General features: G+C 30.8%; 17 protein-coding genes. 9 read left to right on the top strand and 8 right to left on the bottom strand.

The window, feature by feature from the left end; translation table 11 throughout:
• The 6 genes from CXF54_RS03990 to CXF54_RS03965 all read right to left on the bottom strand — a co-directional run.
• Positions 1-2,736 (bottom strand): choice-of-anchor L domain-containing protein (locus CXF54_RS03990; RefSeq protein ID WP_198551040.1); only part of this gene is annotated, 2,736 nt, incomplete at its 3' end.
• Between the two features lie 270 nt (positions 2,737-3,006).
• Positions 3,007-3,372, bottom strand: coding sequence for a methylglyoxal synthase (locus CXF54_RS03985; RefSeq protein WP_090842314.1), 366 nt, complete (start codon positions 3,370-3,372; stop codon positions 3,007-3,009).
• Positions 3,373-4,236, bottom strand: a complete 864-nt coding sequence (locus tag CXF54_RS03980; RefSeq protein ID WP_101202536.1) for an N-acetylglucosamine kinase — start codon at positions 4,234-4,236, stop codon at positions 3,373-3,375.
• Between the two features lie 94 nt (positions 4,237-4,330).
• Positions 4,331-5,332 carry a type I glyceraldehyde-3-phosphate dehydrogenase gene (gap, locus tag CXF54_RS03975; protein WP_090842318.1) on the bottom strand — a complete coding sequence of 334 codons (1,002 nt, stop codon included), beginning with the start codon at positions 5,330-5,332 and terminating at the stop codon, positions 4,331-4,333.
• 31 nt (positions 5,333-5,363) lie between these two features.
• Positions 5,364-6,350 (bottom strand): 6-phosphofructokinase, encoded by a 987-nt coding sequence (gene pfkA, locus CXF54_RS03970; protein WP_090842320.1) that lies wholly within the window; start codon positions 6,348-6,350, stop codon positions 5,364-5,366.
• Positions 6,351-6,508: 158 nt separating this feature from the next.
• Positions 6,509-10,912, bottom strand: coding sequence for a translocation/assembly module TamB domain-containing protein (locus CXF54_RS03965; protein WP_232782565.1), 4,404 nt, complete (start codon positions 10,910-10,912; stop codon positions 6,509-6,511).
• Between the two features lie 167 nt (positions 10,913-11,079).
• Between CXF54_RS03965 and tsaD the strand changes: the two genes are divergently transcribed.
• From tsaD to CXF54_RS03930, 7 genes are all read left to right on the top strand, one after another.
• Positions 11,080-12,102 (top strand): tRNA (adenosine(37)-N6)-threonylcarbamoyltransferase complex transferase subunit TsaD, encoded by a 1,023-nt coding sequence (tsaD, locus tag CXF54_RS03960; protein ID WP_101202534.1) that lies wholly within the window; start codon positions 11,080-11,082, stop codon positions 12,100-12,102.
• A 95-nt stretch (positions 12,103-12,197) separates the two neighbouring features.
• Complete coding sequence (locus CXF54_RS03955; RefSeq protein ID WP_101202533.1) at positions 12,198-12,830, top strand: peptidylprolyl isomerase; 633 nt, start codon at positions 12,198-12,200, stop codon at positions 12,828-12,830.
• A complete protein-coding gene (locus CXF54_RS03950) occupies positions 12,831-13,535 on the top strand; it encodes a 16S rRNA (uracil(1498)-N(3))-methyltransferase (protein WP_101202532.1) in 705 nt (234 codons plus the stop codon).
• 103 nt (positions 13,536-13,638) lie between these two features.
• The gene (locus CXF54_RS03945) at positions 13,639-14,280 is read left to right on the top strand and encodes a DUF4159 domain-containing protein (protein ID WP_090842328.1); all 642 of its coding nucleotides are present in this window, start codon (positions 13,639-13,641) and stop codon (positions 14,278-14,280) included.
• A gap of 39 nt (positions 14,281-14,319) precedes the next feature.
• Positions 14,320-14,826: a TrmH family RNA methyltransferase gene (locus tag CXF54_RS03940; protein ID WP_101202531.1), complete on the top strand. Its 507-nt coding sequence runs from the start codon at positions 14,320-14,322 to the stop codon at positions 14,824-14,826.
• A gap of 24 nt (positions 14,827-14,850) precedes the next feature.
• Positions 14,851-15,945 carry an AI-2E family transporter gene (locus tag CXF54_RS03935; RefSeq protein WP_101202530.1) on the top strand — a complete coding sequence of 365 codons (1,095 nt, stop codon included), beginning with the start codon at positions 14,851-14,853 and terminating at the stop codon, positions 15,943-15,945.
• Positions 15,938-17,128, top strand: a complete 1,191-nt coding sequence (locus CXF54_RS03930; RefSeq protein WP_101202529.1) for a THUMP-like domain-containing protein — start codon at positions 15,938-15,940, stop codon at positions 17,126-17,128. The genes CXF54_RS03935 and CXF54_RS03930 overlap by 8 nt, the downstream gene beginning before the upstream one ends.
• Here CXF54_RS03930 and CXF54_RS03925 read toward each other — a convergent pair.
• Complete coding sequence (locus CXF54_RS03925) at positions 17,125-17,547, bottom strand: hypothetical protein (protein ID WP_101202528.1); 423 nt, start codon at positions 17,545-17,547, stop codon at positions 17,125-17,127. The genes CXF54_RS03930 and CXF54_RS03925 overlap by 4 nt on opposite strands.
• 519 nt (positions 17,548-18,066) lie before the next feature.
• On the bottom strand, positions 18,067-18,501 hold the full coding sequence (locus CXF54_RS03920) for a JAB domain-containing protein (protein ID WP_101202527.1): 435 nt from the start codon (positions 18,499-18,501) through the stop codon (positions 18,067-18,069).
• A gap of 281 nt (positions 18,502-18,782) precedes the next feature.
• On the opposite strand from CXF54_RS03920, the gene CXF54_RS03915 reads away from it, so the two are divergent.
• Positions 18,783-20,984, top strand: a complete 2,202-nt coding sequence (locus CXF54_RS03915) for a DEAD/DEAH box helicase family protein (RefSeq protein ID WP_101202526.1) — start codon at positions 18,783-18,785, stop codon at positions 20,982-20,984.
• Positions 20,981-21,196, top strand: a complete 216-nt coding sequence (locus CXF54_RS03910; RefSeq protein ID WP_101202525.1) for a hypothetical protein — start codon at positions 20,981-20,983, stop codon at positions 21,194-21,196. Before CXF54_RS03915 ends, CXF54_RS03910 begins: the two co-directional genes overlap by 4 nt.

The following is a 21,196-nucleotide window of genomic DNA, read 5'->3' as shown; positions in this document are numbered from 1 at the left end:
AATTTCAGTGTAAACGTACAACGTTGATGTTCCTGAAATATCAGTCCCAGAAGCAATTAAAGTCCCCGTTCCATTTGGTCCTCCTGTTGCTGAATAATAGTCATTATTAGCACTTAGTGTTGGTAATGTATAAGCACCGCAAGATTGCACGTCACTTATAACATCTGCTGTCGGAGATGTATTAATGGTTACCACAAAACTATCCTCGTCTGTACAATTATTTGGCGCTGTTCCAATTGATTTATAAACGAACAATGTTGTTGTCGTCGTAATATCTGTTCCTGCAGAAACCTCCGTTGTTGGAGACCCTCCAGTTACTGTGTGATAAGTATTATTAGCAGTCAAAGGTGGTAAAGTATACGTGTCACAAGCTTCTACATCCATAGGTGAATCTGCTACTACGGTATCAGACCAAGTTAAGGTTACAGCAATTCTGCTACTAACACAACCGCTTATACTCTCTTCTGCTTCTGCATAATAAGTATAGGTTGTACCTGCTGTAAAAGGTCCTGTTGGTAAATAGCTAAGACTATTTGATTGCAAAAGTGTTCCGCCTGATGACGCATCGTACCAATTTACTTGATCGCCTACCGAAGGTAATCCAGGCAGAGTAACAGTTAATGTTGGCGTAGTGACTCCTGCACAAACACTTGGGTTATTTGGTGTTATTGGCGCGTCTATAATAGGACAAGAACAATTTGGTGCTGTTACGTCTAAATCCGCAGTGCAACTTGAATTTGATGGGTTTGTTGCAGTAATTGTAATATCTGTTCCAGCAGGAATATCCGTAATGTTACCAGAACCTACAGTTCCTGCTGTTGTTGTAATTAGTGCACTTGTAGAAGATACTGTAAATGAAACATTATAGGTTAATAAATCAGTACTACAAGTTGTATTGGTTAGTGTTAATGTTGGTGAGTCTTCGATAGTAATAAGGAAACTACTTTCGTCTGTACAAATATTTGGCGCTGTACCAATTGATTTATAAACGAATAATGTTGTTGTACTTGTAATTATTTCGCCAACAGGCAACTCCGTTGTAGAAGCGCCTCCAGTTGCTGTGTGATAAGTGTTATTAGCAGTCAAAGCTGGTAAAGTATACGTGTCACAAGCTTCTAAATCCATAGGTGTATCGGCCACTACCGTTCCATCAATAGTAATTATAAAACTGGTTTCGTCAGAACAAATATTTGGCGCTATTCCAGTTTCCGTGTAAACGTACAACGTTGTTGTTACAATGATATCTGTTCCTGCTGTAACTATAGTCCCCGTTCCATTTGGTCCTCCTGTTGCGGTATAATAATTATTATTAGTTGATAACGCTTCTAACGTATAAGATGTACAAGATTGCTCATTGGTTTTTACATCTGCTGTTGGAGCCGGTATAAACTCAACCAAAACTTCATCGGTACTCGTGCACGTTGGCGATATTGTAATATCAGCACTATAAGTTCCATCTACGGTCACATCTAATGTAGCCCCAGTTTCTCCAATAATTTCCGCACCATTAAAATACCAAATATGACCAGCTGTTGGTAAGCTAGATGTTAGCGTTACTGTAGTGCCCTCACATTGCGCTGTACCATTTGCAATAGTAATATCATCACCTAAAGAACCTCCCGCTGCATTAAATGAGTTCTGTTTTAGAAAAACTGCTGAGTTAAAAGTATTATCAAAATAATCAGCTATCACCAATTTAATCCTATAATTTGTTCCAGGTGTTACTGGAGAAAAAGCAGTCATCGATAGTGTATGCCCTCTAAGTTGAATAGGATTACTACCACTTGATGGCACATCATAAAAAGCTCCGAAATATTGTGGGTTTACAGAAAGGCAACCTGCTTCGTAAGCTTGATCTCTAACAGTCAAAACAGAAACTACATCCGTTGTACCTGGAACTACAGCTAAATTTACAGGATTAACACTTAAGTTATCTAAATCTGTTAATATAAAAGCAAAAGCATCTCCAAAATTACATTGAAATTCTCCATATTCTTCAGATGCAAATAAAAAATCAAAACTTATAGTGTTTCGTGTAGGTATAAAATCAAATTGGATTGAGGTTGCATTAACTGATTCCATAGGATCCATACCTGGAATAACCGCTTCTAATTCACCATCACCTTCCCAATTTACATTACCACTGCTTTCATCCCCAGAAAAGTTCTTAGGCCCAGGCAAAAGTGCTGCATCTCCCGTGCTTAAGACTATTCCAGATTCAAAAGGGAAAGCACCAGGATCTGCACTGAAATAAGCAATCCCGTTATCAAATCCAAATCCTGTTCCAAAATCACTACCGGTACTAGAAATTACATTTGATATTGTAGCACAAGGATTATTAACTAAAATATCCGTAATTAATTGTTCAGGTGTATATGTTGTTTGGTCAATATCAATAAACGTTCCAGCCTTATATTGACTTTGTAAACTAGCCATTTGTAAAATAACATCATTTTTATAAAAGTCTTCTTGCAGTGCATTATAACTTTCAAAAACAACATCCTCTATAAAACAGACTCCTGTTTTAGGCAGTATAGCTATCCCTTGTTCTATATTACAATTAGGGTTAAATCTAGTTTTAGTGGGTAAGGTATATAACGGATTAAGAACCTCAGTATCGGCAACAGCAACTGTTGAATAATTTATATTTATAACTGCATCAGGAATATCCGATGTAACGTTTAAATTAAAATAACCTGATAAAGCAAAAGCTGTGAGGATTATTAGGTGTCTCATAAAATTAATTAATTGGGACAAAATTACCACTTAATTAATGTTCTTCTGAAGAAAAATTAACATTTTTTAACAGATAAAATAGTACAAATACAAAATAATTGATTTTTTCAATTAATTATAAAGCAATTGATTTACAACTATTTATCCTAAAAACCAATACATAGTTATACGTATGCATTAAAAAAGGGTATAAAAAAAACAAGACCTAATATGCTATATATAGGTCTTGTTTTTTTAAACTAGATAGTATTTATCTACTTATATTTCTATTTACTTTAAAGCTTTCATAAACAGCTCTGCGCTAGCTAAATTGGTAGCTAAAGGTACATCGTGTACATCGCAAAGACGCATTAACATTAAGACATCCGGCTCGTGTGGATGTTTTTCTAGAGGGTCTCTAAAAAATATTACCATACTACATTTACCTTCTGCTACTCTGGCTGCTATTTGCGCATCTCCTCCCATTGGCCCTGATAACATGCGTAATACTTCAAAGCCTGCTTTTTTTACTTTTTTACCTGTAGTACCTGTTGATATTAAAGTAATTTCTTTTTGATGAAAAATAGCCTGATGTTCGTTTAAAAACTGAACCATCTCTGCCTTCTTACCATCGTGTGCAATTATAGCTATTTCCATTTATTTTATTGTTTTAGTATGAAATGCAACCAAACCTTCTATTGGACGCCTTTCAAAATTTCCAACTTTAAAACCTAACTCTTTAGCAACTGCTTTGATTTCATCTTGACAGAAAAACGCAATTGAACCCGCAAAATGTACTGGCACCGTTTTAAGCTCTTCTTGGTACTGTAAAATCATATTTTTTGCAAAACGTCTGATTCCTGATTTGATTAGTTCAACTATATATTCTGAATCCTTATTCAATATCATAAACTCTGCAAACTGCGCTAAGTAAGCATTAGGATTAGGTTGTTTGTATAAATTATACTTTATATAATCTGCTTCTAGGTTATACTTATCTCCAAAAGCAATTCTGATTTGCTCTGGCATATGATTAAAATAGTAGTCACGTAATAACTCCTTACCATAATAATTACCTGAAGCGTCATCCATAATAGTGTACCCTAAAGATTTTACACGTTGATGTAAAATAGTACCATCGTAATAACTACAATTAGATCCAGTCCCTAAGATGCAAACTACTGCAGCTTCAGTTGGTGTATTAATGGTAGCGTATACAGCAGCCATAGTGTCTTCTTCTACTAATATAGTTGCTTTTGGAAAAAATTCTTGTAAAACAACCTTTAGCATTAATCGTGGATTTTCTGTCCCACAACCAGCACCATAGAAAAACACATGTGTGACCTTGTCTTTATTATCCTTTAATGGCGTACTCTTTTTTAAGATTTTTTTAATTTTCTTTTCAGATAGTATCGCAGGATTTAAACCTTTGGTACGTATTTTTTCAAATAATTGGTTTCCGTCTTTATCTACTGCAATCCAATCGCATTTTGTAGAACCACTATCAACAACTAAAATCATATTTTTAAATATTTATGGTAAGATAAAAAAAAAGCACAGTAAAAAGATAAATTACATCTATTTACTGTGCTTAAATTATATAAAATTAAACGTATTATAGTGCGTTAACTTTTTGAGCTAAGTCTACTAATTTGTTTGAATATCCAAACTCATTATCATACCAAGATACTAACTTGAAAAACTTAGAATTTAACTCGATAGCAGAATCTGCATCAAAAACACTAGTTTGTACTTCTCCAACAAAATCTTGAGATACAACTGCATCTTCAGTATATCCTAAAACACCTTTCATTGCACCTTGAGATGCTTTTTTCATAGCTGCTTTAATTTCAGCTAAAGACGTTTCTTTTTTAGTTCTTACCGTTAAATCTACAACAGATACATCAACCGTTGGCACTCTAAAAGCCATACCAGTTAATTTACCATCTAATTCTGGAATTACTTTCCCTACTGCTTTTGCAGCACCTGTAGATGTTGGTATAATATTATTAATTGCACTACGTCCTAAACGGTAGTTTTTACGTGAAGGTGCATCTACAGTAAATTGTGTAGACGTCGCTGCGTGGATAGTAGTCATTAAAGCTTCTTCAATTCCGAAGTTATCTTCTATAACTTTAGCTAAAGGCGCTAAACAATTAGTAGTACAAGATGCATTAGAAACTATAGTATCTGCAGCAGTTAATTTATCATCATTTACACCCATTACAAACATTGGTGCATCTTTACTTGGTGCAGAGATTACTACTTTTTTAGCACCACCTTCAATATGGTAGTTTGCTGTTTCTAAAGTTGTAAAAATACCAGTACATTCTGCAACTACAGTAGCTCCTGCTTCATCCCATTTTAAACTTTTTGGGTCTCTTTCTGCTGTTACACGAATTGTTTTACCGTCAACAACAAGGTTTCCGTCTTTTACTTCGATTGTACCATCAAATCTTCCGTGTACAGAATCGTATTGTAATAAGTAAGCTAAGTGGTCTACATCTAACAAATCGTTAATTGCAACTACTTCTACATCGCTACGTTTTACTGTCGCTCTAAACACGATACGACCAATTCTACCAAATCCGTTAATTCCTAATTTTAATGTTGACATATGATTTTTATTTATTTGTATTCAATTTATATTATGTGGTCATGATATCTGACACACGTATCAATTCTTCGTTAATTTTTGATTTTCCTTTTACAGCTTGCTCTAAAGGTGTTAATTGTATTGTATCACTTAATAGACCAACCATATAATTAGATTTACCCTCTAATAAGCTCTCAACAGCTTTTACACCCATTCTACTTGCTAACACACGGTCAAAACAAGATGGAGAACCACCACGTTGCATGTGTCCTAATACAGATACACGTACTTCGTACTCTGTCATATTTTCTTCAACGTAATCTTTAAGTTCGAAAACGTTTTTACCAATTTTATCGCCTTCTGCTACGACAACAATACTTGATGATTTTCCAGATAATTTACTTCGTCTTAACGACTCTAATAAACGTTCTAAACCTAAATCTTCTTCAGGGATTAAAATCTCTTCTGCTCCAGCACCAACACCTACGTTTAAAGCAATATGTCCGGCATCTCGGCCCATAACTTCTACAAAAAACAATCTGTTGTGAGAACTAGCAGTATCTCTAATTTTATCAATAACTTCAACAACCGTATTTAAAGCGGTGTCGTAACCTAATGTATGTGAGGTTCCAAAAATATCATTATCAATAGTTCCTGGAATACCCATTACTGGGAAACCGAATTCTTGATTAAAAATTAATGCTCCGGTAAAAGTTCCGTCTCCTCCTACAACAACTAAAGCGTCCACATTGGCAGCGACCAAAGCATCATATGCTTTTTGACGTCCTTCTTTAGTACGAAACTCTTTTGATCTAGCAGACTTTAAAACAGTTCCACCTTTATTAATAAGTCCTTTTACATTACGTGCAGTTAACTCCTTAAAGTCACCTTCAATCATACCTTCATATCCACGATATATTCCGGCACATTCAATATTGTAATATGCACATGTTCTGGCTACAGAACGTATTGCAGCATTCATCCCTGGAGAATCTCCTCCAGAAGTCATAACTGCTATTTTTTTTATGGTTTTTGACATGTATTTTTTACTTAATAAAGTAAAACTAATAAAGATATATTAGATAATACATTGCTTTTGCTAAAATTTAACGATAACCTTAAAACTATAACGTTATCGTTAATAACTTAATAAAATACAGCGTGTTAAATTGAATAAAAGAAGACTTTTGGTAGAGATTATTCTTCTTTTTTGAAAGTCATATCGTCTGGAAATGGCGAGTTTGAATCTGTCTCTGGTTCAAGATTTTGGTCTTCTTTTTGAGGTTCTAAATTTTCCTCCTCTTTTTTAGGACTAAAAACTTTACGAAGTAATTCTCCAAACGTATCAAAAGAAACGCTGTAAGATAATCCTACACCTTGGGTGTATCCAATCTCTTCCCCAAAATTTCTAATACTATTTTCTCTATTAAATACTTTTGCGGTTAACGTCCCGTCTTCATTTAATAAAAAATCTATTTGTAAATCTCCAGCAATTACTGAGTCTCCCAATCCTCCAACCGGAACCCCAACTTTACCGTTAATTAAAACACGATCAGAAATTTTGGTTTGCAATGTCACCCCTACTCGATTATCCGTTTGATAATCTGGATTGTTTTGCCCAGCTTCAAAATTTAGTCCAACGTTAAATTTACCATCTCCACTAGACAATAAACTATTAACCAGACCATTTAATCTTTCGGTTAATGTTCCTGAAAAATTAAGATCATTAATACCACTACTAAATCCACCAGTCAAAATTAAATATAAAGCTTGGCTATCTCTTTCTTCTTTTGAGTCTAATCTATAGTTTAACTCAGATTTTATACTTGATTCTGTTGTTGGAAACGTAAAGACATAATCTATATCCGGACGTTCTAGCTTATCTGATAACTCTATAATTAACTCGACAGGAATACTCCTACTTATAGGATTATCTAATAAAGGAGATGGGTTTGCACGCGTCTCATATTTCGCATTAATATTTATAATTGCATCTAAAGGAGGACCATTCCATTGTATGTTACTAACGTATGGTTCTACTGTAAATTTCTTTTCTATTACACCTCCATACAAAAAGTTATAAACCCCTTCATATACTACAAAATCACCATACATATTAAACTTATCATTGGTGTTTATCTCAATTAACAAACCTCCAACTCCGCGTCCTTTTATTGTACTTCCTGAGGTTTTATCAATTAAAATCTCGATCTCAGCATCTTCCGTAACATCTAAATCAAAATTTAAATCCAACCCTGTATCTAAAGTATTCTCTAATACAATTCCTTTTTGTCTTGCTGCTTTTTCTTCTGCTGTTATAAAATGAATTATTGAGTTATCACCAAAAGACTCGTTATCATTTAAAGGTATTTTAAAAACCGTTCCTTTTTTAGTTTGGGCAATAACATTAATACTTAATCCTTCGGCTGGACCGGTAATAGAGGCACTACCACCTATAAATCCTGTACCATAATATAAAGAGTCTTCGCTTTCTTTTGTGTCTAAAACTAACAGTCTTGATGTTAGCACTTCTAAATCAAGTTTCCATTTAGAAAAATTAGTATGACTAATACTACCATCTAAAAGACCTTTAGTATCCTCTTTTATATCTGTGATATTAATTTTATTAAAGTAAAACGATTGGTCTTTTAATGTTACCGAAGCTTGTTCTTGGAAAGCATAGTCCACATTTAAATAAGGGACTCCTAAACCTCCATTATCAATTTTAAATGCACCATTAAAGCTTGGTTTGTTTAAATTACCAACGACCTTAACACCTCCATAAACATCTCCTCTAATCTTATCCAAGACGCCTTCTAAAAATGGATTTAATATTTGTAAATCGAATTTATTAAAATCTAAATTAACATCAATAAAAGCATCATCTCCTTTAACACTTATGTCTCCTTTTGCAGTAAATGAATTAGAAATATCATCCTTTATTTTTGCATCTACTTTGTAATTAGACAACGTTGAGTTTCCTTTTATTTTTGCATCAAAAGAACCTAAAAAGGTTTCATTAACTTCTAAATCATCAATTGTAACTAAGGCATTAGGAATGTAGTTTCCGTTTTCTTGAAGGATATCTAAATCTCCGTTAATATTTCCCGCTAAGGACAATTTAGTAACCTCTGGAACAATCTTATTTAAATCAACATTTTTAAAATTCAGCTTTAAATCTTTATAGGTAGAATCTCTTAAAACTCCTGCTAATTTGATTTGCTCATTTTCATGATTCATCATCAACTCTTCAATCTTGAAATTTTTAAAATCACGATCAAAAATCACTTTATTAAACTTGTTTTTATCTTCATTAACATACCATTTGTTGCCTTTAAAAGTGACATCACTCTTTTTAAAACCAACAACAGATAAATTATCTTTATTTATAGTGTGATAAAAACTTAAATTATAAGCATCGTCATTACGTTTACCTCCTTTAAATTCTGAACGCATAAACAGTGTGTCGTTAAGCGTTACATTAATTAAATTAAACTTAGAAATGTTGTAGTGTTTTGTATAAACACTATCCACTTCTACATAAGTATTAAATAGTGGGTTATTGTTATCCACTTGCAACTCTATGGTGTCTGCAAAGTAATCTAATAACTTAATTTTTGGTGATTTAAAGGTTAGTTTAAACGCTTTTTCATTACTCTCTACACGCCCTTTAATAAAGGTATTGGCGCCTACTTCTACTTCAGGAAAAAAGACTTCAACAATTTTGTTATATATCTTAAAATTAAAATCAATGTATTGATTCCCTTCTATAGTATTTGGAACATAATTAGCGTAAACACTTTTTATAGAATTTTCAAAGAGTAGCTCTAAATCTTTAAATTTAAAATTCCCGTTTAATTGCCCTTCTACGATTTCTGGCGAGTTTACTTTTATTAGCCTTTCATTATCAGAAAACTCAGAACTAATAGCAAAATCTTTAAACGTGTATGTATCGTTCTCATTTTTATACACTGTGTTTTTAAATGAAATATTACCAACAGCATCATCAATAGTATTTGCATTCATTTTCATGTCTACAATACCAGTAAACTCTGATTGCTCATCTCGGTTATAAAAATTAAGTGCTTTCAAATTGGCATAATCTACTCTGGCAACAAAATCAAACGACTTTACCTCTTGAGATAAATCTGCTAAACCATCAAATTCTAATTTTAAGTTTTTATCCCTAGACACCAACTTTCCATTAAATTTACTTTGCTTATACTGTCCATTAACTACAATATTCTGGTAATTATAATTGTTGTAATTAATGTTATAAACATCCCCTTTTAATTGCGTTTTTAAGTTTTCTTTTTTAAAACCTACACCATCAACATCTACGTTTAATGAGGTAGTCCCAATTTTAGGATCTTCTAATAATTGTCCTAAATCAAACTCGTCTAAAATTATATTTCCTTTATACGATGCATAATCTATATTGCTAATATCAGACATCTCAAGATTAGAATTAACATAGCCTAATGTTGTGCTAATCTCTAAATCTGCTCTAATCTTATTTGGTGTAATATTAGAAGTACCAACTGCAGTAAAATTACCTAACTTATCAAATAAAGACGGAATTGATTCTCCTAAAACATTAGGTAACAAATCTTTTAAGTCTTTGTAATTAGAAGATAAATTGGTAAAATTACCTTGCATGGCAAAATTATTATCTTCACTATTAAATAGATTTTTAAAGTTTATTGTCCCGTATATCTTAGTGTTTCGGCTTGTATCTAATCTTAAATTTTCTGTTGTTAGATTATTTAATGTTCCTGATAGTTTTGTTGAAAAATTGGCACGTTGATTTTTACCAAATTCATTATAAAACACATTTAATTCATCTAATAAAACACTACCCTCTGTAAAATTAGCAGAAACTTTTACTTTATCCTCAAACTCTTTAAAATCCGATCTATTATAATTAAAGGCTAGTTCTCCTATTATAAAAGATTCTGGTGTTTTTAAATTTAAATTATCAAAACGCATTTCTGACAGTGTATAACTAAAATCAGAAGATAAATTTTCTAATTGTATTCCACGACTGTCAACAAACTGCATGGTATTTATTCTAGTCCTTACATTACTACCGTCAATAACAAAATTGGTTCCGTTTAAATTGATAGTATTAAATTGAATAATTTGTGGCGTTTCTTTATTTTGATCAATTAAATTAAAAGTCCCGTTGGTAATATTAACATCACTTGATGTCAATAAAAAATTACTTTTTTTCGGTCTTGGGTTATCATCTTCAAATCGATCCACAAACACATCTAAATTGGTTTGGCTTTCGTCTTTATAAGTCACAATATTAAATACCAAATCCTCTAAATCAATATCACCAAAATTTAATTTACTGTTATATAGATTTTTAAAACTAACAATTGATGTATTTAATTCTGTCGCACTAATTAATGTATCCTTTTTAAAATCTCTAATTAAAATACCTTTAATCTGGACATCTCCATTAAATTGCAATCCGATTTTTTGAATATTTATATTGGTTTTATAAGAATCATTAAGCCAATCCGTAGCGTATTTACCAGCTTTAGTTTGAACAGCAGGAATAAACATGACCAACACCAAAATGATGAACAACAATAGCAAGATTGCTATTAATTTACCGACTATTTTAAGAAATTTTTTGATACTGTTTTTAAGCTTAAAAATTATATATAATATCTTACTTTTGCTTTTAAGTAAACAAAAGTAATTTAGTTGTTAATCATTACACCAAAATTAACAATTATTATGCCTAAAAATACCTAATGACTACACAAAATATTTATATCCTCGGAATTGAAAGCTCTTGTGATGATACTGCTGCCTCTATTATATTTAATGGAAAGATATTAAGTAACGTTGTTGCAAGCCAAAAAATACATGAAGAATACGGTGGTGTTGTACCAGAATTAGCCTCTAGAGCGCACCAACAAAACATAGTACCTGTTGTAGATCAAGCTTTAAAAAAAGCAGGAATAACTAAATCTCAACTTAGTGCTGTAGCTTTTACTAAAGGACCAGGATTAATGGGGAGTTTATTAGTGGGTACATCTTTTGCCAAATCGTTGGCATTTGGATTAAACATCCCATTAATTGATGTTAACCATATGCAAGCACATATTTTAACTCATTTTATTGACGAAGATGGATTTAACAAACCGCCTTTTCCTTTTTTAGCAATGACCATTTCTGGCGGACATACTCAAATTGTAAAGGTGAACCACTATTTTGATATGGAGGTTATTGGAGAAACAATTGATGATGCTGTTGGAGAAGCGTTTGATAAAAGCGGAAAAACATTAGGCTTAGGTTATCCTGCGGGTCCTAAAATTGATAAATTAGCAAAATTAGGTAATCCAAAGGCTTTTAAATTTACAAAACCAAGAGTAGATGGTTTAAACTTTAGCTTTTCAGGTTTTAAAACGGCTGTTTTATATTTTATCCAGAAGCAAGTCAAGTTAAATCCTAATTTTATAGAAGAAAACTTAAATGATATTTGCGCCTCCATACAATATACAATTATTGGTATTTTAACGGATAAACTTAAGTTAGCAGTTAAACAAACCAGTATCTCTCATATCGCTATTGGTGGTGGTGTGTCGGCAAATTCTGGCATAAGACAAGCTTTAAAAGATGGTGAAGCAAAACACGGATGGACAACCTATGTTCCTAAATTTGAATTTACAACAGATAATGCAGCAATGATAGCAATTGTGGGTTATCTTAAATTTTTAGATGGTGATTTTGCCGAACAAAATGTAATGGCAAATTCTAGATTAAAAATATAAACACAATATCTAAAACCTAAAACTACTGTTAACAATCACAACTAAAACTATTTATTTTTGTTTTTTTGCTGAAATTAAAACACATACACTACCCAATGAAATTTTTACTTTACCTTACTATCTGTCTATTGTCGGTCTCTACTTTTGCTCAAAGAGCTTTAAAAAAAGAATTGGACACCATTACAACGGTTGCACAAGCTGAAAAATTTTTAGAAACAAAAAAATCTAGAAAAAATAAAATATTAATCTTTAATGAAGAAAAGCATAAGACTAAGCTAGCAACAAAGCTTTTAAGCACAAGCGTTGGGAGTACAGAAGTTGTAAAGACAGAATTTAACGTCACACATTATAAAGTGATTGATAGGACAGATGACAGACACTACAGGCTTAGTTATATCTACTTTGATGGAAATAAAATAGAAGCTTCCAAAATTGTAGAATACAAAAACAATATTTTAAAATCTTACGAAGATGGTGTTAGATTTGACGATTTAGCTAAACGTTACTCGATGGACAGAAACGCTAAACGTGGTGGAGATTCTGGATGGTTAAAAGAAGGAAGTATGCCAATTGAAGTAGAAAATGAAGCGTTTAATTTGGATCACAAATTAGGAGAAATTTATACTGTAAGAATACCTGAACCTAACGGTTTTTATGTGATCTTAAAAACGGAACGCATTAAGAAAATCAAAGAAATTAAAGTACTTAAAGTAATAGCAAAAGATTAAATGCAACTATTTTACAATCCAGACATACAGTCCGATACAACCCAATTTTCTTTTCCTAAAGACGAAAGCAGGCACATTGTTAAAGTCTTAAGAAAACAAACGGGAGACACCCTAAATATTACCAATGGTAAAGGGTATCTGTTTGAAGCTGAAATTACTATTGCTGATCAAAAAAACTGTGTTGTTACTATTTTAGAAACCACCTTGCAACAACCACAACATTACAAATTACATTTAGCAGTAGCACCAACAAAAATGAATGATCGTTACGAGTGGTTTCTTGAAAAGGCTACCGAAATTGGAATTACAAGCATAACGCCTATTATCTGCGATCATAGCGAAAGGAAAGTCATAAAATTGGAGCGGTTTAATAAGATTATCCAATCTGCAATGAAGCAATCTCTAAGTTGCTACTACCCTATTTTAAATGACCCAATACATTTTAAAGACTATTGTAATCAAGAATTTTCTGGAGATACATTTATTGCGCATTGTGAAGAAACAGACAAAAAGTCGTTAAAATCTCAGGTATTACCTAAAAACGAAATCACCATTTTAATTGGTCCGGAAGGTGACTTCTCTATAAAAGAAATAGAATTAGCTATTAAAAATAATTTTACTCCAGTAACTTTAGGACAAACAAGATTACGCACAGAAACTGCTGCTATAGTAGCTTGTCATAGTGTTGCTTTTATAAATGAATAGCAACAATACAAATATAACTTACTTTGTTTAGATTTTTGACAATCATAAAATAGAAGCAGAAGTATTATCTTTCGTAAATAAAATTGAAACTGAATATTTATAAATGAAAAACATTCTAACATTATTTCTTTTTCTATCTACTTTCAATAGTTTCTCACAAGACTTAGCGATACTTAAATATAAAGGTGGCGGAGATTGGTACAGTAACCCTACAGCTATTCCTAATCTTATCAAGTTTTGTAACGAAAATATTGACACACAAATCAACGAAAAACCAGAAACCGTTGAAGCAAATAGTATTGATATATTTAGATTTCCATTGTTACATATGACAGGTCATGGAAATGTGCTGTTTGAAGAAGACGATGTAGACAACTTACGTAACTATTTGCAATCTGGTGGTTTTTTGCATATCGATGATAATTATGGTATGCAGCCATATATCGTCAAAGAACTTAAAAAAATATTCCCAAATCAAGACTTAGAAGAATTACCAAGCACACATCCTATTTTTAGTACAGCTTTCACTTTTAAAGAGGGCTTGCCTAAAATTCATGAACACGATGGTAAACGCCCGCAAGCCTTTGGTTTGTATTATAAAACTAGGTTAGTTGTTCTTTTTACTTTTGAAAGCGATTTAGGTGATGGATGGGAAGATCAAGAAGTACACAACGACGATGACGCCATCCGTCTAAAAGCTTTAAAAATGGGAGCTAATATTGTAAAATATGCTTTCGAAAATTAAATCTTTTGGAAATTAACTTATTAAAACAATTGCCAATCCATGCAACTAACGCATTATACTTCAAAATTTAAACAACATCAATTTCCTATAACTGTTATTTGCGAAAACGTTACAAACGCGCCAAATATTGGTAGTCTATTTAGAGCTTGTGATGCTTTTGGAATAGAAAAACTAATTTTTTGTGGTGCAGATATTCCGTTAGGACGAAAAATGACTAAAACTTCTCGTGCGACAGAAAAAGTAGTTAATTATCAAGTTGAAGACTCAGCACTTGAAACCGTAAGTAATTTAAAAAAAGAAGGTTATAAAATTGTAGCTTTAGAAATAACTTCAGACAGTAAAACCATAAGTCAGTGCCAATTTAACTCAAAACAACCTATCGCATTAATTATTGGTGATGAGAATTTTGGGGTTTCTGAAGCCATTTTAAAACTAACTGATACCGTTGTACATATAGATATGTTTGGGCAAAATAGTAGCATGAATGTAGTCCAAGCAACAAGTATTTGTTTATATGAAATTACTAAACAGTTAGCACAAAAATAAAATTCAATATTTTATATTTACAGTATGACATCAAGAACAATATCAAACGGAATTTTAAGGGCTGCAGCAACGTTAGTTGGTGTTGTTATACTTTTATGGTTTTTATATAAAATACAATCTGTAATAGTTTATTTAGTAATTGCTGGTATCGTTGCTTTATTAGGGCGTCCGTTAGTGGTGTTCTTAAAAAGCAAACTAAAATTCTCGGATACTTTAGCTGTGGTTTCTACCATGGTTATTTTTCTTGCATTAATCTTTGGTATAATTAGTCTTTTTATACCCTTAATTATAGAACAAGGTCAAAACTTAGCTTTATTAGATATTGATTTATTACAAACCAATATTGAAAACTTATATAAAGAAGTTATTAGTCATTTTGGATTAAGTTCTTCTACAGTTGAAGAGTCTATAAAAGACTCTAAATTTATGTCAAGTATTAATTTTGGTATAATACCAGAATTTTTAAACTATTTAATTGCCGGTTTTGGAAGCTTTAGTATTGGTCTGTTTTCAATACTATTTATATCCTTTTTCTTCCTAAAAGATAGTAAACTAATGAGTACAGGATTGGTTACTATATTACCTAAAAAACATGAAAAAAGGTTAAGAGAGTCATTTGTTACAATACGCGATTTACTAACACGATATTTTGGAGGGTTACTATTACAGTTGTTAATACTGTTCACAATTTACTCAATTGTTCTTTTAATCTTTGGAATACAAAATGCAGTAATTATAGCAACACTTTGTGCTCTATTAAATATAATTCCATACGTTGGTCCTATTATTAGCGCCTTTTTACTAATACTTTTAAGTATGTCTAGCAATTTAGGAGAAAGTTTTAGCGATGTTATACTTCCAAAGACCATTTACGTAATGGTTGGGTTTTTAATAGCACAATTAGTAGATAATTTTGTTAGCCAACCTTTTATATTTTCAAAAAGTGTAAAATCTCATCCGTTAGAAATATTTTTAGTTATTATTATCGCTGGATTATTATTTGGTATTGTTGGTATGATAGTCGCTATTCCAATGTACACAGTACTTAAAGTGATTTCTAAAGAGTTTTTATCAGAATACAGAGTGGTTGATAAATTAACTAAAGGTTTAGATGATTAAGTTTAATAAGGCCATTCTTGATAGCGACATACAAGATTTTATAAACGCTAACATAAACTCTGACATATCTAAATTAGCGCTAAAAGGTATTCCCTTTTCTGAGCATTTAAAACAAGATATATTTACACAAATAGAAGCAAAAAAAAGATGTCAAAAAAAGCTTCCTACTTGGTTTAACACGCCAAACATATACTATCCAACAAAATTAAATATAGAGCAAACGTCCTCAGAGATTACAGCAAAGTATAAAGCTAATCTAGTTTCAGGAGAAGCTTTAATAGACTTAACTGGAGGATTTGGGGTAGACAGTTTGTATTTTGCTAAAACGATACAATCTGTCGTGCATTGTGATATAAACAAAACGCTATCTGAAATAGTCGCTTATAATGCTTCTATCTTAAAAATTAAAAATAGCAGCTTTTATCCCCAAAACGGAATAGAGGTTTTACAAAACATAACCACCAAATTAGATTGGATATATGTTGACCCCTCTAGAAGAAATGATATAAAAGGAAAAGTGTTTTTATTAAAAGACTGTTTACCAAATATACCTGAGCATTTAAATTTTCTATTTACAAAGGCCAAAAATGTTTTAATTAAAACCTCCCCTCTTTTGGATTTAACTTCTGGTATAAACGAACTTCAAAATGTAAAATCAATACATTGTGTTGCTGTCAATAATGAAGTTAAAGAACTATTGTGGGTGTTAGAAGAAGGTTTTGAGGGCGCAATAAGAATTAATACAGTAAATCTTAAAAATAACGAAGAACAAGAGTTTTCTTTTTTATTAGGTGATGAAAATAAAGAAGATCCTGACTACAGCCAGCCTCTAACCTATTTATACGAACCTAATGCAGCCATTTTAAAGTCCGGAGCGTTTAACAGTGTCGCAAGTCAGTTAAAACTTTTTAAGTTACACAAACACGCGCATTTATACACTAGTGATACATTAATTAAATTTCCAGGAAGAATATTTAAAATTGAAACTAGTATTAATTACAACAAAAAGGAATTCAATAAAAAAATAGGATTAAAACAAGCTAATATAACGACTCGTAACTTTCCTGAGTCAGTAGCCAAAATAAGAGAAAAGCTTAAAATAAAAGATGGTGGTAAAAACTATTTGTTTTTTACCACCAATTTAGACAATTCAAAAATCACTATTCTTTGTTCTAAACTTTAGTTTAGACTATTTACTATAGGTGTGTCAATTTTATTTTGAGCATTAACAACAATTTCAATTTCTGAGCAGTTACTAATACTTATAGCTATTTTATCATCAGAAACACCAATAACATTGCTGTCCAAATTAAAAATAGTATCTCCTTCTGTAAAACTAATCCAAGAAGTACTTGCACCTGCAGCTACATCTACAAATTCAATCATATTACTATCAGAATCTATGATTTGAAAAGTAAAAGCGACAGTTCCGTTGTTTGTTAGTTTTGTTTTTGGATCTTGATTATTGCAAGATTGATTTGCTTCGGCTACATTTTGACTTACTGCACTTTTACTTACTGCATCATCCAAAGACTCTACATTACAACTAGATACAGTTAATAATAAACAAATTGCAACTGATAATTTTAATAGATATTTCATTATTTTTTCAAGTTTAAACCAGCAAATAAATATGCTGAATTTGGGGCTGCAAAAGTACCATTTAAAAGAGGATAAAAAATTTGTACACTTAAAAAAATAGCTGAATCGATGAAAAACAAAATAAATCGATATAGTGTTAAAAACTAAACCGTTAGTCAAAATATAAAGGCAATAAAAAATAAGTAAAGCGTAAATATTTAATTACTCAAGAAACTAATTGCATTAAAAAATTTGGACCATAACTAGAACAAAATAGTAATAAAACAAATTGTAATAAAACTAAAATAGAACAGAACAGAACAGAACAGAACAGAACAGAACAGAACTATAACTAATTAAAGACTATTAATTAAGAAAACTATAGAAAACAAAAAAGCCTCACTATTTCTAGTGAAGCTTTGAGTGAGCCCTTCAGGATTCGAACCTGAGCTTAAGTTTCTATATTTTGTAGTGCTTACCACTACTCTACTATTTCTTGTGTGCCTAAAAGTGTGCCTTTTAGTTTTTTGCTTATTGTATTTATAAAAAACTTCCATCTTTAAAACTAAAGTAACTTTCTTTCGAAATAATTAAATGGTCTAGTAATTTTATATCTACCATATCACATGCGTTTTTTAACGCGGTTGTAATCCTTTTATCTACATCAGTAGGGTTTATATTTCTACTTATATGATTATGTACTAAAATAATATTTGAAGATTTTGCTCTTAAAACGACACTTAGTAATAATTTAATATTAATACTACAGTTCATAATACTATCTTTAGGTAAATCACATATTCCTATCAAAATATTTGCTTTACTAAGTAACACTACTTTTACTTCTTCGTGAATTTCAATGTTACTAAGGTTACAATGTATTTTTATTAAATTATAGATTGTTTGACTATTTGGTATTAATACTTTTTCTAGTTTATCATTTAAATAAGATATCTTAATTTCTGATGCTTTCATATATTTTAAATTATTAGTTAATTTTAATTGGTGTTTTTATTATGTTTAATATTTGAATAATTAAATCTATAATTTGAGTATATCAATAATAGTAATGGTCAAGGAGCCTGTTATAAAACAAATAAGTTCAAATTATTTGCTCTAATTAGTGAAAAAATCAGATAATTAAATTTTATATTTTTTTTAAATAAACAGATTCCATTAATATTAATATCTGTATTTTTATGCTTTAATAATCGCTTATTAATTACTAACCACTTTATTTTGTTCATTAATATTTTATGAAGAAATACTTTAGGGAGTTAACCTTTCCCTCTACTTATAAATATAGTTCAGACTCTAATGCTATTCCTCTAGAATTCTATGAAGAAGTCTTTCCTATATCCACTAACATAGATCTACTACTAGGATATTTTAGTTCTAATGCTATAAAAGTCCTTTCAAGAAGTTTTGCTGAGTTTATATATAATGGTGGTAAAATGAGGCTTATTACTAATCACGTTTACAGTCTTGCTGATTATGAAAACTTACTAAATGACACCAATCTTCTTGATGAAGATAAAGTGATTAATATTTTTAGTAATCTATCTGAAATCCAAAAGAACTTAAGTTATGAAGGAAAACATTTTTTTGATTGTCTGAAGTACTTATTAAAGAAAGGTAGACTAGAATTAATTCCAGTTAAATTTAATAATGTTGATTTAGCTCATTGTAAAAAAATGATCCTATTTGATGGAAGAGACCATATAGTAACTGAAGGGAGCATTAATTTTACCTTACCTGCTTTAATTAAAAATTCTGAAAGTTTCCAAGTTGAAACTCCATGGAATGGTGATGTGAGTATTAATCGAATTGAAGATGAGAAAGTTAATTTCGAGAAGATTATTAATAAGACCCATACAAGCTATAAACATATTGAAAAAGAGAGTATTGAAGTTGTAATTAACTCTGTTGGAAGGGATAAAGATATTTCTGATTTACTTGACGACTCATTAGAATTGAATAAAGAAAATTACGGTGATAAAGTAAAAAAAGTCATTGAGAGAAAGAAAAAGAGATTTGATGAGAAAATTGAGTTACTCTCAAATACGCCAAAATTCCCATTTCCACAGGGACCTAGAGAGTATCAAACAGAAGCTTTTAATGCTTGGAAAAAAAACAACTATTCAGGAATTTTTGCAATGGCTACAGGTACAGGGAAAACTATAACTTCTCTTAATTGCTTATTAAATATATATAATAATGAACAATCCTATAGAGCTATAATTCTAGTTCCATCAATTGCTTTATTAAATCAATGGGAAGAAGAAGTAAAATCATTTAATTTTAAAAAAATATTAAAAGTTGGTGGAGGTAATAACTGGGAAAAGGAATTAGCAACCTATGTAAGTAATTACACATGGGATATTAAAGATAACCTAGTAATAATATCAACTTATGGTAGTTTCATTACTGATAGGTTTCAAAAATATTTTAAGAAAATTGAAAAGGATTTAATTCTTATAGCTGATGAAGCCCACAATATGGGAGCTAATAATATAAGGTCAAAACTTAATAGTATTAAAACTCAAAAAAAAATAGGTTTATCTGCTACCCCTAAAAGAATATATGATGTTGAAGGTACCGAAGCTATAAATACCTTTTTTAATGATACATATCCATACACCTACAGTTTTGATATGGAAAGAGCTCTAAATGAAGGCTTTCTTACCGAATACAAATACTTTCCTTTGGTCGTTGAGCTTAATGAAAATGAATTAGAAGAATATATTTCAATATCAAAAAAACTTCTAAAATTCTTTGATTTTGAAAAAGGGCAGTTTAAAAATGACCCAATCGTAGAAATACTTTTACTTAAAAGAAAAAACATTATTCACAAGGCAAAGAATAAAATTGAATGCTTTAAAACTATTTTAAAACAGTTAAATATTGAAAATAAGTTAAAATATATTTTCACTTACATTCCAGAGGGATATATACAAACTGATGAAGGTGATTCAGAAAAAATATTAGATAAATTTATTACAGCTGGTAATGAAACTTTACCAAATTTAAAAATGAATTCATACACTTCAGAAGATTCAAATCTTGATGATATTTTAAGAGGCTTTACTGAAGGGAAAATTGATTTACTATTTGCTATGAAGATGTTAGATGAAGGAGTTGATGTACCAAGAGCAGAAGTTGGCATTTTTTGTTCTAGCACTGGTAATCCTAGACAATTTATTCAACGAAGAGGAAGGTTGTTGAGAAAACACCCTTCTAAATCTTTTGCTACTATATATGATATGATAGTAATCCCTAAATTATCTAATAACAATTTAGATTATTTTAATATGGAACAAAATATGGTAAAGAATGAAATACGTAGAGTTGCATATTTCGCAAGTTTATCAATGAATTTTTATAATTCAACAAAGAATTTAGAAAATGTACTAAAAAAATATGACTTAAATCTAGACACTATAATTAACGAATTATGAGTAAAAGAGAACAAATATTAAAAGAGATTCTTTCAGACAAAGAATTAATGGTAAAGTATGATATAAATGAAAAGGATTTAGATGATATTAAGCCTTTTCAACCTGGTAGTAAAAAAATAGTAGATATACTTTCAACAATTATCAATGAAAACGATAATAACAGATCCTCTAGACAGATTTATTCAACTATTAAAAATATACATAAAATATAG

Source organism: Olleya sp. 1-3 (assembly GCF_002836085.1).
Taxonomy (GTDB): domain Bacteria; phylum Bacteroidota; class Bacteroidia; order Flavobacteriales; family Flavobacteriaceae; genus Olleya; species Olleya namhaensis.
Note: the sequence above shows the minus strand (reverse complement) of the source record. Positions and strands in the feature narration are given on the sequence as shown.

What these genes read in the sequence shown, in the direction of transcription:
- CXF54_RS03935 (WP_101202530.1), top strand. Translation starts at nt 14,851, where the DNA reads ATGACATCAAGAACAATATCAAACGGAATTTTAAGGGCTGCAGCAACG.
- CXF54_RS03920 (WP_101202527.1), bottom strand. Translation starts at nt 18,501, where the DNA reads ATGAAAGCATCAGAAATTAAGATATCTTATTTAAATGATAAACTAGAA.
- CXF54_RS03945 (WP_090842328.1), top strand. Translation starts at nt 13,639, where the DNA reads ATGAAAAACATTCTAACATTATTTCTTTTTCTATCTACTTTCAATAGT.
- pfkA (WP_090842320.1), bottom strand. Translation starts at nt 6,350, where the DNA reads ATGTCAAAAACCATAAAAAAAATAGCAGTTATGACTTCTGGAGGAGAT.
- CXF54_RS03925 (WP_101202528.1), bottom strand. Translation starts at nt 17,547, where the DNA reads ATGAAATATCTATTAAAATTATCAGTTGCAATTTGTTTATTATTAACT.
- CXF54_RS03955 (WP_101202533.1), top strand. Translation starts at nt 12,198, where the DNA reads ATGAAATTTTTACTTTACCTTACTATCTGTCTATTGTCGGTCTCTACT.
- CXF54_RS03930 (WP_101202529.1), top strand. Translation starts at nt 15,938, where the DNA reads ATGATTAAGTTTAATAAGGCCATTCTTGATAGCGACATACAAGATTTT.
- CXF54_RS03980 (WP_101202536.1), bottom strand. Translation starts at nt 4,236, where the DNA reads ATGATTTTAGTTGTTGATAGTGGTTCTACAAAATGCGATTGGATTGCA.
- CXF54_RS03915 (WP_101202526.1), top strand. Translation starts at nt 18,783, where the DNA reads ATGAAGAAATACTTTAGGGAGTTAACCTTTCCCTCTACTTATAAATAT.
- tsaD (WP_101202534.1), top strand. Translation starts at nt 11,080, where the DNA reads ATGACTACACAAAATATTTATATCCTCGGAATTGAAAGCTCTTGTGAT.
- CXF54_RS03910 (WP_101202525.1), top strand. Translation starts at nt 20,981, where the DNA reads ATGAGTAAAAGAGAACAAATATTAAAAGAGATTCTTTCAGACAAAGAA.
- CXF54_RS03985 (WP_090842314.1), bottom strand. Translation starts at nt 3,372, where the DNA reads ATGGAAATAGCTATAATTGCACACGATGGTAAGAAGGCAGAGATGGTT.
- CXF54_RS03950 (WP_101202532.1), top strand. Translation starts at nt 12,831, where the DNA reads ATGCAACTATTTTACAATCCAGACATACAGTCCGATACAACCCAATTT.
- gap (WP_090842318.1), bottom strand. Translation starts at nt 5,332, where the DNA reads ATGTCAACATTAAAATTAGGAATTAACGGATTTGGTAGAATTGGTCGT.
- CXF54_RS03940 (WP_101202531.1), top strand. Translation starts at nt 14,320, where the DNA reads ATGCAACTAACGCATTATACTTCAAAATTTAAACAACATCAATTTCCT.